The 17326-nt window shown below is 58.7% G+C and carries 18 protein-coding genes; 10 read left to right on the forward strand and 8 right to left on the reverse strand.

Going from position 1 to position 17326, the window contains the following annotated elements:
- Nucleotides 1-10 precede the first annotated feature (10 nt).
- The 4 genes from AB4Z35_RS17040 to AB4Z35_RS17055 all read left to right on the forward strand — a co-directional run bounded on the left by AB4Z35_RS17040 (nucleotide 11) and on the right by AB4Z35_RS17055 (nucleotide 4128).
- A complete protein-coding gene (locus tag AB4Z35_RS17040) occupies nucleotides 11-1108 on the forward strand; it encodes an amino acid ABC transporter permease (RefSeq protein WP_442098246.1) in 1098 nt (365 codons plus the stop codon).
- A 28-nt stretch (nucleotides 1109-1136) separates the two neighbouring features.
- Nucleotides 1137-1901 (forward strand): amino acid ABC transporter ATP-binding protein, encoded by a 765-nt coding sequence (locus tag AB4Z35_RS17045; RefSeq protein ID WP_442098247.1) that lies wholly within the window; start codon nucleotides 1137-1139, stop codon nucleotides 1899-1901.
- Nucleotides 1902-2177: 276 nt separating this feature from the next.
- Nucleotides 2178-2837: a FadR/GntR family transcriptional regulator gene (locus tag AB4Z35_RS17050; protein ID WP_007998576.1), complete on the forward strand. Its 660-nt coding sequence runs from the start codon at nucleotides 2178-2180 to the stop codon at nucleotides 2835-2837.
- Entirely contained in the window at nucleotides 2827-4128 is a 1302-nt protein-coding gene (locus tag AB4Z35_RS17055) for a CynX/NimT family MFS transporter (RefSeq protein WP_442098248.1), read from the forward strand. Before AB4Z35_RS17050 ends, AB4Z35_RS17055 begins: the two co-directional genes overlap by 11 nt.
- Before the next feature lie 14 nt (nucleotides 4129-4142).
- On the opposite strand, the gene AB4Z35_RS17060 is transcribed toward AB4Z35_RS17055, so the two are convergent.
- The 5 genes from AB4Z35_RS17060 to AB4Z35_RS17080 form a co-directional block, all read right to left on the reverse strand.
- Nucleotides 4143-4793 (reverse strand): DUF1120 domain-containing protein, encoded by a 651-nt coding sequence (locus AB4Z35_RS17060; RefSeq protein ID WP_442098249.1) that lies wholly within the window; start codon nucleotides 4791-4793, stop codon nucleotides 4143-4145.
- An 85-nt stretch (nucleotides 4794-4878) separates the two neighbouring features.
- Complete coding sequence (locus AB4Z35_RS17065; RefSeq protein ID WP_442098250.1) at nucleotides 4879-5490, reverse strand: DUF1120 domain-containing protein; 612 nt, start codon at nucleotides 5488-5490, stop codon at nucleotides 4879-4881.
- Nucleotides 5491-5571: 81 nt separating this feature from the next.
- Nucleotides 5572-6714 (reverse strand): DUF1120 domain-containing protein, encoded by a 1143-nt coding sequence (locus AB4Z35_RS17070; RefSeq protein WP_442098251.1) that lies wholly within the window; start codon nucleotides 6712-6714, stop codon nucleotides 5572-5574.
- Between the two features lie 10 nt (nucleotides 6715-6724).
- Complete coding sequence (locus AB4Z35_RS17075; protein WP_442098252.1) at nucleotides 6725-9208, reverse strand: fimbria/pilus outer membrane usher protein; 2484 nt, start codon at nucleotides 9206-9208, stop codon at nucleotides 6725-6727.
- Nucleotides 9209-9342: 134 nt separating this feature from the next.
- A complete protein-coding gene (locus AB4Z35_RS17080; RefSeq protein ID WP_442098254.1) occupies nucleotides 9343-10077 on the reverse strand; it encodes a fimbria/pilus chaperone family protein in 735 nt (244 codons plus the stop codon).
- Nucleotides 10078-10535: 458 nt separating this feature from the next.
- Here AB4Z35_RS17080 and AB4Z35_RS17085 point away from each other — a divergent pair, with 458 nt between their 5' ends.
- The 4 genes from AB4Z35_RS17085 (at nucleotide 10536) to AB4Z35_RS17100 (ending at nucleotide 13129) form a co-directional block, all read left to right on the forward strand.
- Entirely contained in the window at nucleotides 10536-11162 is a 627-nt protein-coding gene (locus AB4Z35_RS17085; RefSeq protein ID WP_442098255.1) for a response regulator, read from the forward strand.
- Nucleotides 11163-11282: 120 nt separating this feature from the next.
- A complete protein-coding gene (locus AB4Z35_RS17090; RefSeq protein ID WP_442098256.1) occupies nucleotides 11283-11753 on the forward strand; it encodes a nuclear transport factor 2 family protein in 471 nt (156 codons plus the stop codon).
- 40 nt (nucleotides 11754-11793) lie between these two features.
- Nucleotides 11794-12105 carry a GIY-YIG nuclease family protein gene (locus tag AB4Z35_RS17095; protein WP_442098257.1) on the forward strand — a complete coding sequence of 104 codons (312 nt, stop codon included), beginning with the start codon at nucleotides 11794-11796 and terminating at the stop codon, nucleotides 12103-12105.
- 88 nt (nucleotides 12106-12193) lie between these two features.
- Nucleotides 12194-13129 carry a glutathione S-transferase family protein gene (locus AB4Z35_RS17100; RefSeq protein WP_442098258.1) on the forward strand — a complete coding sequence of 312 codons (936 nt, stop codon included), beginning with the start codon at nucleotides 12194-12196 and terminating at the stop codon, nucleotides 13127-13129.
- Nucleotides 13130-13236: 107 nt separating this feature from the next.
- Here the strand turns inward: AB4Z35_RS17100 and AB4Z35_RS17105 are convergent, their stop codons facing one another.
- Both AB4Z35_RS17105 and yejK read right to left on the reverse strand, forming a co-directional pair.
- Complete coding sequence (locus tag AB4Z35_RS17105) at nucleotides 13237-13587, reverse strand: glutaredoxin family protein (protein ID WP_108228542.1); 351 nt, start codon at nucleotides 13585-13587, stop codon at nucleotides 13237-13239.
- Nucleotides 13587-14591, reverse strand: coding sequence for a nucleoid-associated protein YejK (gene yejK, locus AB4Z35_RS17110; RefSeq protein WP_442098259.1), 1005 nt, complete (start codon nucleotides 14589-14591; stop codon nucleotides 13587-13589). The genes AB4Z35_RS17105 and yejK overlap by 1 nt, the downstream gene beginning before the upstream one ends.
- 396 nt (nucleotides 14592-14987) lie before the next feature.
- Between yejK and AB4Z35_RS17115 the strand changes: the two genes are divergently transcribed.
- On the forward strand, nucleotides 14988-15269 hold the full coding sequence (locus AB4Z35_RS17115) for an HU family DNA-binding protein (RefSeq protein ID WP_007905514.1): 282 nt from the start codon (nucleotides 14988-14990) through the stop codon (nucleotides 15267-15269).
- A gap of 333 nt (nucleotides 15270-15602) precedes the next feature.
- Nucleotides 15603-16040, forward strand: a complete 438-nt coding sequence (locus tag AB4Z35_RS17120; protein ID WP_442098261.1) for a DUF3757 domain-containing protein — start codon at nucleotides 15603-15605, stop codon at nucleotides 16038-16040.
- A gap of 167 nt (nucleotides 16041-16207) precedes the next feature.
- Here AB4Z35_RS17120 and rlmF read toward each other — a convergent pair whose 3' ends face one another.
- Nucleotides 16208-17239: a 23S rRNA (adenine(1618)-N(6))-methyltransferase RlmF gene (gene rlmF / locus AB4Z35_RS17125; RefSeq protein ID WP_442098262.1), complete on the reverse strand. Its 1032-nt coding sequence runs from the start codon at nucleotides 17237-17239 to the stop codon at nucleotides 16208-16210.
- Between the last annotated feature and the right edge of the window lie 87 nt (nucleotides 17240-17326).

Genomic DNA, 17326 nt, shown 5'->3' on the forward strand with positions numbered 1-17326 from the left:
GGAAAAGCGCATGAGTACTCATACTTTCAAACCTGACATGCCTCCACCGAACAGAAGCATTGGTGCGGTGGCGTGGATGCGCGCGAACATGTTCTCCAGCTGGCTCAACACCTTGCTGACCCTGTTTGCGTTCTACCTCATCTACCTGGTGGTTCCGCCAATCCTGCACTGGGCCATCCTTGACGCCAACTGGGTGGGCACGACCCGCGCCGACTGCACCAAGGACGGAGCTTGCTGGGTGTTCATCCAGCAGCGTTTCGGCCAGTTCATGTATGGCTATTACCCGCCGGAACTGCGCTGGCGCGTGGACATGACCGTGTGGCTGGCGATCGTCGGCGTGGCGCCGTTGTTCATCTCGCGCTTTCACCATAAAGCGGTGCACGGGCTGGGCTTCCTGGTGTTGTACCCGATCATTGCCTACTTCCTGTTGCATGGCGGCATTTTCGGCCTGACCAACGTGGCGACCAGCCAGTGGGGCGGCCTGATGCTGACCCTGGTTATCGCCACCGTCGGCATTGCCGGTGCGCTGCCGCTGGGGATTGTCCTGGCCCTGGGCCGTCGTTCGAACATGCCGGCGATTCGGGTGGTCTGCGTGACCTTCATCGAGTTCTGGCGCGGCGTGCCGTTGATTACGGTGCTGTTCATGTCCTCGGTGATGCTGCCGTTGTTCCTGCCTGAAGGCATGAACTTCGACAARCTGCTGCGGGCACTGATCGGTGTGATCCTGTTCCAGTCGGCCTACGTGGCTGAAGTGGTTCGCGGCGGTCTGCAAGCGATTCCAAAAGGTCAGTACGAAGCRGCGGCGGCGATGGGCCTGGGTTACTGGCGCAGCATGGGTCTGGTGATTCTGCCGCAAGCCCTGAAGCTGGTGATCCCCGGCATCGTCAACACSTTCATTGCGCTGTTCAAGGACACGAGCCTKGTGATCATCATCGGCCTGTTCGACCTGCTCAACAGCGTCAAGCAAGCCGCCGCCGACCCGAAATGGCTGGGCATGGCCACTGAAGGCTATGTGTTCGCAGCCCTGGTGTTCTGGATTTTCTGTTTTGGTATGTCGCGCTATTCCATGCATCTGGAACGCAAGCTCGACACTGGCCACAAGCGCTAAGTCGCTACCTAATTTAGGAAGTTTTGTGATGAGCGAAGCAATCAAACAACCTGTGAGCCCTGAAGGCATTATTCAGATGCAGGGCGTGAACAAGTGGTACGGCCAGTTTCACGTACTCAAGGACATCAACCTCAACGTCARGCAGGGCGAGCGAATCGTGTTGTGCGGCCCGTCGGGTTCCGGCAAGTCCACCACTATCCGTTGCCTCAACCGTCTGGAAGAACACCAGCAGGGCCGCATCGTGGTTGACGGCGTGGAACTGACTAACGACCTCAAGCAGATCGAAGCGATCCGTCGTGAAGTCGGCATGGTGTTCCAGCACTTCAACCTGTTCCCGCACCTGACCATTTTGCAGAACTGCACGCTGGCGCCGATGTGGGTGCGCAAGATGCCCAAGCGCAAGGCCGAGGAAATTGCCATGCATTACCTGGAACGCGTACGCATTCCGGAGCAGGCGCATAAGTTCCCGGGGCAACTGTCCGGCGGTCAGCAACAGCGTGTGGCGATCGCCCGCGCGCTGTGCATGAAGCCGAAAATCATGCTGTTCGACGAACCGACGTCGGCACTCGACCCGGAGATGGTGAAAGAGGTACTGGACACCATGATCGGCCTGGCCGAAGACGGCATGACCATGCTCTGCGTGACCCACGAAATGGGCTTCGCCCGCACCGTGGCCAACCGCGTGATCTTCATGGACAAGGGCGAAATCGTCGAGCAGGCCGCGCCGAACGACTTCTTCGACCACCCGCAGAACGAACGCACCAAGCTGTTCCTGAGCCAGATCCTGCATTGATCGAATCCAGGCAGTGAAATAAACCCGGACTGAGTTCCGGGTTTATTTTTGCCTGGAATTGAACATTCGATGGTCTTGCCACAGTCCCTGTGGGAGCGAGCTTGCTCGCGATGAGGCCGCCACCTTCAACACTGATGGTGACTGATCCGCCGCTTTCGCGAGCAAGCTCGCTCCCACAGGTTTCGCGTTGCCAAATCCCCGGTGGTTGCTCTATGGAAACAAGCTGACTACCATGTCAGAAAATTCATCCTATGATTGGATGAAAGGGCGAATTCCATGTCAGAAATTTCTCCATTAGTGAAACGATCCCTGGTCGATCAGGCTCTGGACCAACTGCGCCTGCGCATCAACCAGGGCGTGTGGGTCGTGGGACAGCGTTTACCCACCGAGCCTGAGTTGTCCGCCGAGCTGGGCATCAGCCGCAACACCGTGCGCGAAGCCATGCGGGTGTTGGCGTTTTCCGGACTGATCGAGATCCGTCAGGGCGACGGCAGTTACCTGCGGGCGGTGGTCGATCCGCTCGATACCTTGAAGGCGCTTTCCCGCTGCTCCCTTGAGCAGGCCCGGGAAACCCGGCGCATCCTCGAAGTCGAGGCCATCGGGCTGGCAGCCATGCGCCGCACCGATGAAGACCTGGTGGCATTGCGCGAGGCGCTGGGTGTCAGTGGCAGCCACTACCATGGCGATCTCGATACCTACATCGCCTGCGATCTGGTGTTCCACCGCCGGCTGGTGGACGCCGCGCACAACCCGACCCTCAGTGAGTTGTATCGCTATTTCTCCAGCATCGTTGGTGCGCAGTTGCGCCAGACCCTGAACATCGTCCCGCGCCGCCAGGAAGTGTTCGACCTGCACATCGAGTTGCTCGATGCCGTCGAACAACGCGACCCGGAGCGTGCCAAAGCCCTGTCGAGGCAGTTGATCAATGAACCGTGAAACCGAGAACAGCCTGACCACCCATCACCTTTCACTGTCCAAACGCACGGCGGAGCTTGAAGAGCTGTTGATCGACGCCGAGGCCGATGATGAACAGGTCCAGCAAACTCACCCGGTCCTGCACCGTCCATGGCTGTTGCTGCTGGGACTGATTCTGGTGGCTTTGAACCTGCGCCCGGCGCTGTCGAGCATGGCGCCGATGCTCAGCGAGGTCTCGAAGTCCCTTGGCTTGTCGGCATCGCAGGCCGGTTTGCTGACGACGTTACCGGTGTTGTGTCTTGGCCTGTTTGCGCCGTTGGCGCCGGTACTGGCCCGCCGCTTTGGTGCCGAGCGGGTGGTGTTGAGCATTCTGCTGACACTCGCCGGCGGGATCATCCTGCGCAGTTCGTTTGGTGAGATCGGCCTGTTTGCCGGCAGTGTGCTGGCCGGTGCCAGCATCGGCGTGATCGGTGTGTTGCTGCCTGGCATCGTCAAACGTGATTTCCCGAAACAGGCCGGAACCATGACCGGCGTCTACACCATGGCTCTATGCCTGGGCGCGGCGATGGCGGCGGGTGCAACGGTGCCGCTCAGTGAGCATTTCGACAAGAGCTGGGCGCTGGGTCTCGGTATCTGGGTCATTCCGGCATTAGCGGCGGCGCTGTTCTGGCTGCCGCAAGTCGGCCAGAAACACGGCGCACACAACGTCGCCTATCGCGTTCGGGGATTGCTGCGCGATCCGCTGGCCTGGCAGGTGACCTTGTACATGGGGCTGCAATCGTCCCTGGCCTACATCGTGTTTGGCTGGTTGCCGTCGATTCTGATCGGGCGCGGTCTGACACCGACACAGGCCGGGCTGGTGCTGTCGGGCTCGGTGATCGTGCAACTGGTCAGCTCCCTCGCCGCGCCTTGGCTGGCTACACGCGGCAAGGATCAGCGCCTGGCGATTGTGATCGTGATGGCACTGACCCTCGGCGGTCTGTTCGGTTGCCTGTATGCACCGATCGAAGGCTTGTGGGGCTGGGCAATTGTGCTGGGGCTGGGGCAGGGCGCCACGTTCAGCCTGGCGTTGACCCTGATTGTGCTGCGCTCGCGGGATTCCCATGTGGCGGCGAACCTGTCGAGCATGGCCCAGGGTTTTGGTTACACCCTGGCGTCCATGGGGCCGTTCGCGGTCGGTATCGTGCATGACTGGACCGGCGGCTGGACAGCCGTGGGCTGGATCTTCGGCGTCATCGGCCTGGGGGCGATCATCGCCGGTCTCGGTGCCGGGCGGGCGCTGTATGTGCAGGTCAGCAGTGAGAAAACTTAAATGCAATGGGGCGTCTACAAATAGATAACCTCCAGGGTCGCCGAGCCATCGAGTGTTGCATCGTCAGTCAGGTCCAGCGTTGAGGTGGGTGCAATGACCGTGACGAGATTGACCCGACTGCTCAGGTTCTGAATCGCGACAGGACCTGCGGTGCTGCCCGCCACATCGGTGAAGCCCAGATAGCCTTTGGCGCCGATCGGTATGGGGTTGGACCTGGAGGTGCTCCACGCCCGCCCCCCAGTGGTGGAATCGGTTCGATACACTTGAACCAGTGCGTCCACTACGGTTCTGGCGGGGTCGAAGTTCAGTGAGTACAGACCGATCTTGTTGCCGCTGCGGTCGAACTTCAGGCCGTAAAAGATCTCACTGTTGCCGATGGCCGAGCCTTCCCGGTTGTCCCGCATGATCAAGGCGAAACGGGCAGGTGCCGTGCAGCTGATGTTGAGGTCGAGGGATTCGTCACGCAGTTGCGTCCGTTTGTCGACGTTCAGGTCCTGCCGGGAGATTTTTCCGTAGTCGACAAGACCGTTGTTGGAGAAAGTCGGGGTGCAGGCGACCGGAGTGATGATGCCGTTGACTGTCAGGTCTGCGCTAGACGCCGCAAGGGCGCTAGTCGTAGTGCTCACCAACAGCGCTGCAGTCAGGGCTATAGGGATACGCTTCATCGGTCATTTCCTTTTCGAGAAGAAGGTATGGGTGTTGAACCGCTCGTTCATTCAGGCAACGAACGGTTCAGCACCTTGGCCCTAATTAGTAAACAATTTCGAATGTCGCGGAGCCATTAATGGGGACTTCGCTGGTCAGGTCCAGCCCGTCGGCGCGGGCAATGTATGTATCAACCTTAAAGTCCATGGCGACAACCTGTGCTTCGATCGGATCGGTATCGCCAGTATTGGCAACAGACAGCCAATATCCCGGTTGAGCAGAGTCCGCTTTCGCCCAGGTGGTTCCGCTGTCGTTTGATTCGATAGGATCAGCCGCGGATGCATCTGCTGTGGCTCGCAGAATTTCCGGGTAAAAGAATCCCAGCTTTTTCCCGTCATCGGTCAGGCCAAGGCCAAACCAACCATCAATTGCCGTACCGGGATTATTGTCGATTGGATTGATGGAGAATGTAGCAGCTGCACTGCAGTTCACGGTCAAAGTAAGCGGATGACTGCCAACCAGAGTGTTCTGGTCCTGATTGAGGTCTCCTGACGAGATCTTGCCGAGATCAATCATACCGCCGTCAGAGAAGGTCGGCGTGCAAGCGACAGGCGTGATGAGGCCAGTAACCGTCAGGTCAGTGCTCGAAGCTGCGAGAGCAAAAGGAGCGGCGCTGATCAGTGCCGTTGTGGTGAGTGCTGCGAAGTACTTTTTCATGGGTGAAACTTCCTTGCTGTTGTTGACCTTGAATGGCCCGGAGCGCGTGATTGCACTTCGGGTTCAAAGGCAGGGTGGGTGTTACGGGTATAGAATTTCGATCGTTCCTGAGCCGTCGAGGTGAACGGCGGTGCTCAGGTCCAGGCTCGCGGTGGGGGCAATGACGGCATCGACCGTAACCGTGGTTGTGAGGTTCTGGATCGAGGCCGGCCCTGCGGTGCTGCCGGCGCTGTCGGTAAAGCCCAGGTAGCTTTTCTGGGCGATCGGTATGGGGTTCGAACTGGAGGTGCTCCAGGCCACGCCCAGGGTGGTGGAGTCGGTTCGATACAGGCGGGCAAAGCTGTCGGCGCTGGCGTTGGCGGGATTGACGTTGAGTGAATACAGGCCGATCTTGTTGCTGCGGTGATCCAGACCCAGCCCGTAGTAAATCTCGCTGTCGACCGTTGCCGAGCCTGAGCGGTTGTCATGCATGACCAGGGCAAATTGTGTCGGGGCGTCGCAACCAATCCGCAGGGTTAAATCCCTGGGCGGCAGTCGGGTGCTTTTGTCGGGGTTGAGGTCGTTTATCGATAACCGACCGAACTCCACCTGGCCGCCATTGGACAGTTCCACGTTGCACGCGGCGGGCGCGAAACTGGCGCGCAGGGTTATCTCCCTTGAGCGTCCCGTAGCGACCGCATCCAACAGGCCGGTGGTTTCCCAGACAACGGCGTCACGTACCTGCAACGCTTTTTCCTGCGCCCAGGCTGACAGTTCCAGTTGCGCCGAAAGTTTTTGCCCTTGCACCGCGACACCGCCCCGAACCGGAACGATGGCCTGCTGAGGTCGCCAAAGCAGACTCGAAGCGGTTTCGTCAGGTACCTGGCCGACGGCGGAAATCAGGCCCAGGCTCACAGGTTGCCCATCGAGTACGGCGTCACCCATACGCACCGCATAGCTGCCGCGTTCGGCAAAGCGAAAGCGCTCGGCGGTCGCGGCCATGGCGCGGTAGAACAGGGTCATGTCGGTGGGTTGGGTGCAGCTCAGGTTCAGGCTCAAGCGGCGCTCGCCCAAGGTTCGCTCTGCGGAGGCATCGGCGCGTATAGCCCGATTCGTCAAACCGTAATCGACTACCGGCTGACTCAGGGTGAGCTGGCATTCATCGGCGAGCGCCCAGGCCTGAGGCGTCAGTGCGCTCAACATCAGCGTGGCGAGTGTTAACGACAAATGGGGGCGCTGCTTCATAAGGTCATCCTTAAAGAGTCCGGCACCGGGCGGCGGCGGTCTCGTAATACACCTGGGTATTGGCCTTGGCCGGCAGTTCGAAACGCAGTTCGCAGCGCTCCAGCCCCGGTGCGGTTATCCACAGCTCGCGGTTGTCGAGGACGTTGGGCAGAAACACCAGTCCACCTTCTTGAGCGAGCGTGACGAACTCGCCGTTTGCGGTGCTTACCGTCGCGCCACGGGGCAGAGGGGCACCGTTGTCCGTGGTGACTTTGAGCAAGGCACGACGGGTCAGCGTGATACCGAATTCGACCTTGTCGACGGCCCCGCGCCCCGCGGAAACCACGGCCAGCCCGTTGTTGATATCGAGGTTGCGCGGCAGCGAGCGGGTGTCGACTTCTATCGGGCTGCGACCATAGGCAGCCAGCCGGGGAACCACGGCTCGACCTTGCCAATCGGTCCAGACCGGACCGCTGGGGGTCGAGACTTTGATGGCACTTGCATCGCCTACCGAGAGCAGCGCGAAGGTGTCCCGTACGGGGTATGGCGATAACGTCAAGCCGTCGCCGTGCAGCACCGCACCGCCACGCGCGCCAACCTGGTAGCTGGAGCTTTCGGCATCGGAGCGGGTGTAGTTCAAGTCCAATTGGCTGTAACGCGGCAGCAGGGAAACCCCCGCCGAGGACTGCACTTGCTTGTCTCGTGTGTCGTGCTCAACGCCGACCCGGTAACTCAACTGATCGTTGACCTGCTCGTTCAGGCCGACACCGCTGCGGTAATCGCCAGCGGAACTGCGCACCCAGGTGCGCGCCCGGCGGTTTTCACCTAGAGGAATACTGAGGCTCAGGTAAACGCTGTCATCGCTGCGCTGTGTACCGCTGACTTGCCTTTGCGCTGTGGCCGAGACGGACACGCCTCTGATGTTGGTGCCCCAGGACGCGAGGGCGCGGCTGCTGCTTTGCCCGTTGAATGTCGTTGAGCGGCTGAAGCCACTGCTGAACGCGCCAAGCCCGGGAGTTGACCAGGCCAGTGACAAGCTTTGCTGATCGCGGTAACGCGACTGGCTACGTTCCGATCGAGTGTCAAACACCGCCTCCGACAGTTCGCGATAACCAAAGGTCCGGTGCGAAGTTGCGGCATTGATCGACCACTGTTCACCCAAACGTTGCGAAATGTTCAGGTCGGCCTGAAGCCCTCTGTCGGCTTGGCGGGTCCTGGTGTCGGCCATTTGCAGGGTGGTCTGGATCTGTGTGCCGGACCCTGGCAGCAAGCTCAGGCCTGTGCCCGCAGCACGGTAGTCGGCGGCGCCCGTGGCGCCGGTGCTGAGCAGGACATTCGGGTTGAGTGCTCCACTCCAGCCGCCGCTGATCACCCATGGTTCGGCGCTTTGTGCCGCGCCGAGACTGCGTACCTGGCCGGCGGCCAACGAAAAGCCGGGAGCCGGCAGGCCAACACCGAGCATGGCGACGGGTACCGTGAAGCGTTGCTCGCTGCCATCCGCTTCCTTGACGGTGACTTCAACATCGGAGCGACTGTCGAGTCGACGTACGTTATTCAGGGAAAACGGTCCGGCCGGCACCACTGTCGAGTGGATCAGCGAACCGTTCTGCCGAATTTCGACCTGAGCCTGGCTCTGGGCAATCCCGTCGATGGGAGTGCTTTGGCCTTCCACCTGCAGGGCCTGCTCGGTCATGACTTGCACGCCGGTGATCTGCGCACCGGCCAGTACCGGGTTGTAGAGATTGACCTGACCCGCTTGAAGCACCGTCTCATGGCTGGCAAAGGTGCGCTGGGCGTAAGCCGCCAGGTGAGTGGTGCGGGACACATCGTTCTGCCAGGTCTGCACCTGACGACTGCGCACAATCCAGTCTCCGGCATTGAAACCGACTTCGGTATTGGCTGAGAGGTAGCGGTTCGATTGATTGCCGTATTGGCTGTGAAGGCTGTTGACGTCGTAGTTGAGTAACCCGGCGATGCCTCCGGTTTGATAACCCGAGATATCCCGGACTGTCGGACGTATCGCCTGGGTGGGCACTATCAATGACAGTCCGAGGTTGGCTGGATCCTGTTCGATTCGGGCCTGCGGCCAGGTGGCGAGCACATCGAAACAGCCTTTGTCGTTGACCGGAATTGAAGGCACGGTCAGGTTTGCCGCATCGAGCAGGGCACGGTCAAAGCACAAGTCGCCTTCCCGATTGAACGTGACGTCCACTCGGCCACGGCGCAGGCCATTGACCGTGAGGGTGATCGGATGTCGGCCAGCGGTGAAGCTCGGAGCAGCCAGCAGCAGGGTGGCGAGACTGGGGTCGATACCGCGTTGACTCAGCATTTTCTGGTCAAAGGAGGTCAGCAACGCAGCAGCATTGAGATCTTCGGCATTGGCTTCGAGCCCTGTCAGCACGTTGCTCAGCAGCAACACCATGCCGGTCCGAACCCGCGACAGATGAGGGGACGTGCTGGCCGACCGAATCGCAGGCATGGCTTCGCCATCACGGTATTTCAATACGGTGTTCATGAGGTTCACTTGGGTTATGTCTGGGCGCCGGCTTAATCCGCTACGGCTTCCGTTACGCATGTAGCGACGGCAAAACAGGCCGTCACGTTGAAATGTCTGCGTCTGCTCTTCCCTGTGCGGCGCTATCGGTGGTGTCAGCTCTGGGGCGTGAGCGGTGCGTCATAGGGAGGCACGGCAAAGCCATAGACGGTCGCGGGATGAATTCGAACCTGGGTGGCAGCCTTTGCCGGGACCGAAACACTGATGTGCTCACCAGGCAGCACATAGGTTCGCGGTAGCGTTGCAGCGCCCCCGGAAGGCAGCAGTTGTACCGCCTGAGCCAGGCGTACGACATAAGGTGTTTCGTTGCGTACGGTCAGTTGACCATTCAGCAGCGACCATTTCAGGTCAGTCCACGGTGTGCGGTTGGGCGCCAGGCCTGCGGGGTGAAGGATGATCGGCAGGTTCTGGCGCACCGTTACACCCACACGGGCATGCCCGGCTTCGGGAGCAGATTTGCCTTGGGGGATGCCTTCAAAAATCACCCGCTTCAAACGCTGGGTGAGCAGGGGTTTTTCTGATTGCAGGATGAAGCGCACCAACTGCGTCTTGGCGGCTTCAACGCGTGCCAAGGGTGGCGTCACGAACACCAATGGCTCGGTGTCTTCGGGAATGTCTTCGATGGTGACGTGTAGCAGTGCCAGGGTGGCGTCGGTGTTGGTCACTGATACAGCGGTTTCCCCGTTGGCCTCATTGACGATGACCACGGAGGTATCGGGCACCATGCCGTCGGCGTGGACCTGTGCGGCCCATAACAGAGCGCAGGCACCGATACCCGTATGGGTCAAGCGGCGCACCTGCTGCAAAAACATTGTCTTGAAGTCTCTCATTGAAGTTCCCGGATAAAAGACCGTTGGCTTGGCTCGCAATACAGGCACCGCAGGGATTGTGTGAGCAGGGTCATTGGCGTCTTGTTCATGTATTCGATGGTCAGGCACTGAGTGAGCGCAGTTCTGTACGGGTACGACGGACTGCTTGGCAGGCCACAACTTAGCGGGCAGGTAAGGCGGGAGGAATGCAACAAATACGAAAAGAGAGAGGGGCGTGTATGAAAGAGTGTTGCGGACTACGTAGCGTTTTCTAACGGGGGAGTCCTTTGGTTGTAGTCCTCCCGCGTAGTCGTCATCGCGCTGCAATGTAGGAACCATCTGTTTGTTAGATGGGCAAAGAGTTAGCCCATTGAATTCATTGAGGGTGCGACGTTGGAGGTTTTTTCGGGGCGTTGTGGAAGGGGTAAGAACGGCGCTACTTTCCGCGCCTTCGCGCCATAAGCAGGAGGTATCCCACAATGCGAGTCGTAATTGCTGACGACCATTCCGTCGTTCGTGTCGGGCTGCGCATACTCATCAACGCCAGCCGACGATGCGTGATCGTCGGCGAGGCCGACAGTGCCGACAGCCTGATGAGTCTGCTATCAAGCACATCCTGCGACCTGCTGATCACTGACTTCTCCATGCCGGGAGGACAGCAGGCCGATGGCTTGAAAATGTTGAGTACGATTCAACGCCATTACCCGGCCTTGCCGATCATTCTGGTGACGATGTTTACCAGTGTGGCGACGGCAAGGGCTGCGTTGGCTCAAGGGGTGAAGGCCATCGTTGCCAAAACCGCATCGGCGACGGAGTTGCCCCTGGCAATCAATGCGGTGGAGGAAGGGCGCCGCTACCTCAGCGAGTCCCTGCGCACGTTGCTGGTCAATACCCGCAGTCAGATTCACGAGTCGCCACTGTCAGCCAAGGAACATGAAGTGGTCCGAATGCTCGCCAGTGGCATGACCGTGAGTGAAATCGCCATTCACTTCAATCGCAGCGTGTCGACCATTAGCAAACAAAAGAACATGGCCATGCACCGGCTGGGTATTTCCACGGACGTTGATCTTTTTTCCTACGCCCGGGACAGCGGAATGTCGTACTGAAATGACGGGAATAGTCATTGCGCTATTTTCGTCATGAATGCCGATAGTGTTCGATGCATTTGCAGACTATCGTGCAGGCAATCTTTCGAAGCCATTATGTAAATCCAGGGGAGCCCGCAAATGAGTGAAGCCCATAGCGCCTTGATCACCCGTTTCTACCAGGCTTTCCAGCGCCTGGATGCCGAAGCCATGGCTTCCTGCTACACCGATGATGTGGTGTTCAGCGACCCGGCGTTCGGTGAGCTTCGCGGTCGCGATGCCAGTGACATGTGGCGCATGCTGACCACTCGGGCCAAGGACTTTTCCCTGACCTTCGATCATGTTCACGCCGACGAGCACACCGGTGGCGCCCATTGGGTCGCGACCTATCTGTTCAGCCAGACCGGCAACACCGTGGTCAACGATATCCAGGCGCGTTTTGTCTTCCGTGACGGCAAGATTTGCGAACATCACGACAGTTTCGATCTATGGACCTGGTCGCGTCAGGCGTTGGGTTTCAAAGGCTTGTTGCTGGGCTGGACGCCGCTGGTGCGAAACGCCGTTCGCGCACAGGCATTGAAGGGCCTGAAGGCATTCCAGGCCAGTCGCTGATAAGATTGCGGCTTGTTTTCCTTCAAGCCCTGATCGTTACGTGACCACCCTCAGCGAAAGCCCGGTTGACGCCGAAACACCCGCGAGCAAAACCTGGTTCGTCTATCTCGTTCGCGCGGCCAACGGTTCGCTCTACTGCGGGATCAGCGATGATCCCGTGCGCCGCTTCGCCAAGCATCAAAGCGGCAAGGGCGCACGATTCTTTCTCTCCAGCCCTGCCATGGCTCTGGTCTACACCGAACGCTGTCGCGACAAAAGCGATGCGTTGCGTCAGGAGCGGCTGATCAAAAAACTCAAGAAGAGCGCCAAGGAATGCCTGGTGGCGAACGCCACCCCAGACTTATCACTCTGACTGATCGGTTCCCATCAGGCGGATCTGTAGGCTGCCAAGTGATTGCACGCTAAGCTGCTGGCTCCTGATACTTGCGGCGGAGCCGAGCATGTCCGAGTTGATTCTGCATCATTACCCGACTTCCCCCTTTGCCGAGAAGGCCCGCCTGCTGCTGGGCTTCAAGGGCTTGTCCTGGCGCTCGGTGAAGATTTCACCAGTGATGCCAAAACCGGATCTCACGGCGCTGACCGGTGGCTACCGCAAGACACCGGTGTTGCAGATCGGTGCAGATATTTATTGCGACACGGCATTGATTGCCCGGCGACTGGAACAGGAAAAAGCCTTGCCGGCGTTTTTCCCGGAAGGTCGGGAAATGATCGCCGCGTCGTTTGCAGCTTGGGCCGATTCGGTGGTGTTCCAGCATGCGGTCAGCCTGGTGTTCCAGCCGGAATCGATAGCGGTGCGCTTTGGCAATTTGTCGCCGGAAGCGATCAAGGCGTTTCTGGCCGACCGTGCCGGTTTGTTCAGTGGTGGTAGCGCGACAAAACTGTCCACCGAGCAGGCCAAACATCAGTGGCCAACGATCATGTCGCGCCTGGAGTTGCAGTTGCAGCGCGAAGAGGGTGATTTCCTGTTCGGTGAACCGTCGATTGCCGACTTTGCCCTGGCGCACTCACTGTGGTTCCTCAAGGCCACGCCGGTCACTGCACCGCTGGTCGATGCTTATCCGGCGGTCAGTGCGTGGCATGCGCGAGTGCTGGGCTTCGGTCACGGTGCATCCAGCGAGATGACGTCCGAGGAGGCGCTGGAAGTGGCGCGCACTTCCACGCCAGCGGCATTGCCCGATGAGCAATTCGTCGATCCGAATGGATTCAAGGCAGGTCAGCAGGTAATCATCGCGGCCACGGACTACGGCGTTGATCCGGTGGCGGGGGAGTTGTTGTTTGCCGGCAGTGAAGAACTGATTGTGCGTCGCAAGGACGAGCGTGGCGGCGTGGTGCATGTGCACTTTCCACGGATTGGTTTCCGTATCGAAGCCATCTGACCTATGCAGGAGCGAGCTTGTTCGCGAAGATCGTGAACGATCACGCGTAAAACCGGATGCCCAGCGGCACCCATGGTTTTTTCGCGAGCAAGCTCGCTCCTGCAGGGCTATTTCAACGCGGCCAGAATCGCATCCGGGTCATACCCGCGAATCAGGGTTCCGTTTACATCGATGATCGGAATCCCTGCGCCACCCAAGGCTTCATAGTCCTTGCGCGCGACGGCATCTTTCTCGATATCGAATTCCTTGTACGGAATGCCTTTCTGATCGAGAAAGCGCCGGGTCAGCTTGCAGTAGCCACACCATTCGGTGGCGTAGAGCACGACGTCGGCCTGGGCCTGCGTCTGTGCAGACACCACTTGCGATGGATTGAACACCCGCTCGATCTTGCCCCAGTTCTGATAAACCACGACCACCAGCAGGATCAGCAGGCATTTTTTCAGTACGCCGCCGAGCATCAGTTGCGACGCTTCAGCTGATCGGTGAGCGRAGTGGGCAGGCCCTTGATGATCAACGTGCCGGCTTCTTCGTCGTACTCGATCTTCGAACCCAACAGGTGCGCTTCGAAACTGATCGACAGGCCTTCGGCGCGGCCAGTGAATCGGCGGAACTGGTTCAGGGTGCGTTTATCAGCCGGGATTTCCGGCGAGAGGCCATAGTCCTTGTTACGGATATGGTCGTAGAAAGCTTTCGGGCGTTCTTCGTCGATCAGGCCCGACAACTCTTCCAGGCCCATCGGCTCACCAAGTTTGGCCTGGCTGCTGGCGTAATCCACCAGGGTCTTGGTCTTCTCGCGGGCGTCGTCTTCCGGCAGGTCTTCGCTTTCGACGAAATCACTGAAGGCCTTGAGCAGGGTGCGGGTTTCACCTGGGCCGTCGACGCCCTCCTGGCAGCCGATGAAGTCGCGGAAATACTCCGAAACCTTTTTGCCGTTCTTGCCTTTGATGAACGAAATGTACTGTTTGGACTGCTTGTTGTTCTGCCACTCGGACACGTTGATCCGCGCCGCCAGGTGCAACTGGCCCAAATCCAGGTGACGGGAAGGGGTCACGTCCAGTTGATCGGTCACCGCAACGCCTTCGCTGTGGTGCAGCAGGGCGATGGCCAGGTAATCGGTCATGCCTTGCTGGTAGTGCGTGAACAGTACGTGGCCACCGACCGAGAGGTTGGACTCTTCCATCAGCTTTTGCAGATGCTCCACCGCCACACGGCTGAACGCCGTGAAGTCCTTGCCACCCTCGAAGTATTCCTTCAGCCAGCCGCTGAATGGAAAGGCCCCGGACTCCGGATGAAACAGGCCCCAGGCTTTGCCCTGTTTGGCGTTATAGCTTTCGTTGAGGTCGGCGAGCATGTTCTCGATGGCCGCGGACTCAGCCAGTTCAGAGTCACGAGCGTGGAGAACTGCGGGTGTGCCGTCGGGTTTTTTGTCGATCAGGTGGACGATGCAATGACGGATCGGCATGGGCTTCTCGGCTGAATGAAGAGAGGAGGGCGTGCTCCCCCGAAAAAGCGCTCAGTGTACCGCAACCACTGGTTTTGGCGCGGTGCGAAGGGCAATTGTCGGGCGACCGACGGCGCTTATGCAGTTTTTTACGGTTTTAGCACAATAAAGCTGACCAAATGGGTAGCTAGAGGCGGATATTTCCACGTCTGTGTGCTAGCTTTGCCCGGTCTTGCGCGAAGTCACTGCGTTAAGCGTGCAGTCAGCATTTGTCAGGTCGAACCAAACCCTGATTTCGGTATCTATAACCCCGATCCCGAGGTTATTTGGCCGAGGGTGCCAGATCCAGAAGATCGGGCTCGATGGCTGACATTGCACTCTGCAATCCATATGAATTTGATAGGGAAGGAACACTAAATGGCTCTTACTAAAGACCAACTGATCGCCGACATCGCTGAAGCTATCGACGCGCCGAAAACCACCGCGCGTAACGCTCTGGACCAACTGGGCCAAATCGTTGCCGATCAGCTGGAAAACGGCGGCGAAATCACTCTGCCAGGTATCGGCAAACTGAAAGTGACTGAGCGCCCTGCCCGTACCGGCCGTAACCCTTCGACTGGCGCTGCCATCGAAATCGCTGCCAAGAAAGTGATCAAGCTGGTTGTGGCCAAAGGCCTGACCGACGCTGTCAACAAGTAAGACTTGTTAAAAAAAAACCGTGCGCCGGAGCGATCCGGGCACGGTTTTTTTGTGGGCGTCATAAAGATCCACGCAAGGTAGATCGATACAAGACATTTGTTGTTTCTCTGTAATACATATCTATATCCCGATATTTCATGGGCGATTGTTTGTGGGTTCGGTTTTTTAAGTGCGCACTGAATAAGTCAGTTTTCTCCGTATATCTAGCGAACTTTCCTACAGCGCTGATAGTTGAGTGTCTGCCCTGGATCGGTAGTATCGATCAGGTGTGGCGCTCGGCTTTGCGTAAAAGCTAAAAAACTAAATTCTAGTGGTTAGTTGTAGGGATATTTTATGAAGCTTAAACAGTTGGTGTTGTGTGTGGCGGTTATGTTATCCGGCCAGGCGTGGGCAAATGTCACGGAGTACTGCCCAAGCCCTTCAGACATCAAAGAGGCGGCCCCAGGTGTCTATAAAGCCCCTACGGCCAGTGGCGACGGCGAGTGGTACGGCGTGTCTCAAACCGGACAGGGGCAGGTGGGTGAATTCGAATTGGCGATATTCGCGCCTCACAAGGATGTCGAGGGTGAAACTGTCATAGGTGAAGTCCTGCGTTGTGGTTATAAGCTGCAAAAGGGCGGCGCGGTGGATATGCGCTTCAAGCGGGAAGGGGTCGTCGCCAGTATTGAAACAAATGGACCATGGGAAGAGTGGAATTCACGGTATTACTGTGACAATAAAGAAGTACGTGGCTGCGCATTCAAAGAAGTTGTCAGGGTAACGAAGCGCTGATGCGTGATTCATTCGATCCAGGGTATCGGGTCAATGGTGGCCAATATCCTGATTGAAGCTGTCAGCAAGTAACACTTGTTAAAAAAGCCGTGCACCGAATTAACCCGTGCACGGCTTTTTTGTTCGCAACAACGACTTGGCCCAAGGCCAGGCGCTGCAACGTTCTGTTACTCCGATGAAGCCTTGGCCCAACGTGCCTGGCGCCAGGCCTGTTGCTGCGCTTTGGTCTGGAAAGTCCAGGCGACGAAGCGGCTCTGTTTCTGTCCCTGGGACATTTCCACTATCTGGCTTTCCAGTGCGCCGGCCTTTTTCAGGGCGGTCTGGATCGCGGGAAGATTTGAGGCTTTCGACACCAGGGTGCTGAACCACAAGACCTGCTGCCCCACTTGAGCACTTTCGCCGATCAGTTGTGTGACGAACCGTGCCTCACCGCCCTCGCACCACAACTCTGCGGCCTGGCCGCCAAAATTCAACACCGGCAGTTTGCGTTTCGGATCGGCTTTACCCAAGGCGCGCCATTTGCGCGTGCTGCCCCGTGTGGCCTCGTCCAGCGATGCGTGGAACGGCGGGTTGCACATCGTCAGGTCGAAACACTCGGCACTTTCCAGCAGGCCTGTGAGGATCTGCTTGGGATTGCTCTGTTGGCGCACCTGAATGGCTTTGTTCAAGCCGTTGGACGCAATGATTGCCTTGGCGGCGGCGATGGCGGTCGCATCGATATCGGAACCGAGAAAATGCCAGCGGTAATCACTGTAACCGATCAGCGGATATACGCAGTTGGCGCCCATACCGATGTCCAGCACCTTCACGGCGGCGCCACGGGGGATCACACCGTCATTGCCACTGGCCAGCAGGTCGGCAAGGAAGTGCACGTAATCGGCACGACCTGGCACCGGCGGGCACAGATAGTCGGCCGGAATGTCCCAGTGAGCGATGCCGTAGAACGACTTGAGCAGGGCCCGGTTGAACACCCTCACGGCTTCGGGGCTGGCGAAGTCGATACTTTCCTTGCCGTACGGATTGATGATCACGAACTTCTTCAGTTCCGGAGCGCTTTTGATCAGCGTCGGAAAGTCGTAGCGACCCTGATGGCGATTGCGCGGGTGCAGGCTGGCCTTCTCGCGGGGCTCCACGGCTTTGGCCGGGGTCGCGGGTGAAGGCTTTTTGCGCGCAGGTTTCGGTGGGCGAGGGGCGGTCATGGCGGTGGTCAATTCGGGTATGGCTGAAAGTGGCGGGCATTGTCCCACATCTGTGGGGCAACACCGATCAAATGTGGGAGCGAGCCT

It is taken from the genome of Pseudomonas sp. KB_15 (assembly GCF_052114525.1).
Taxonomy (GTDB): domain Bacteria; phylum Pseudomonadota; class Gammaproteobacteria; order Pseudomonadales; family Pseudomonadaceae; genus Aquipseudomonas.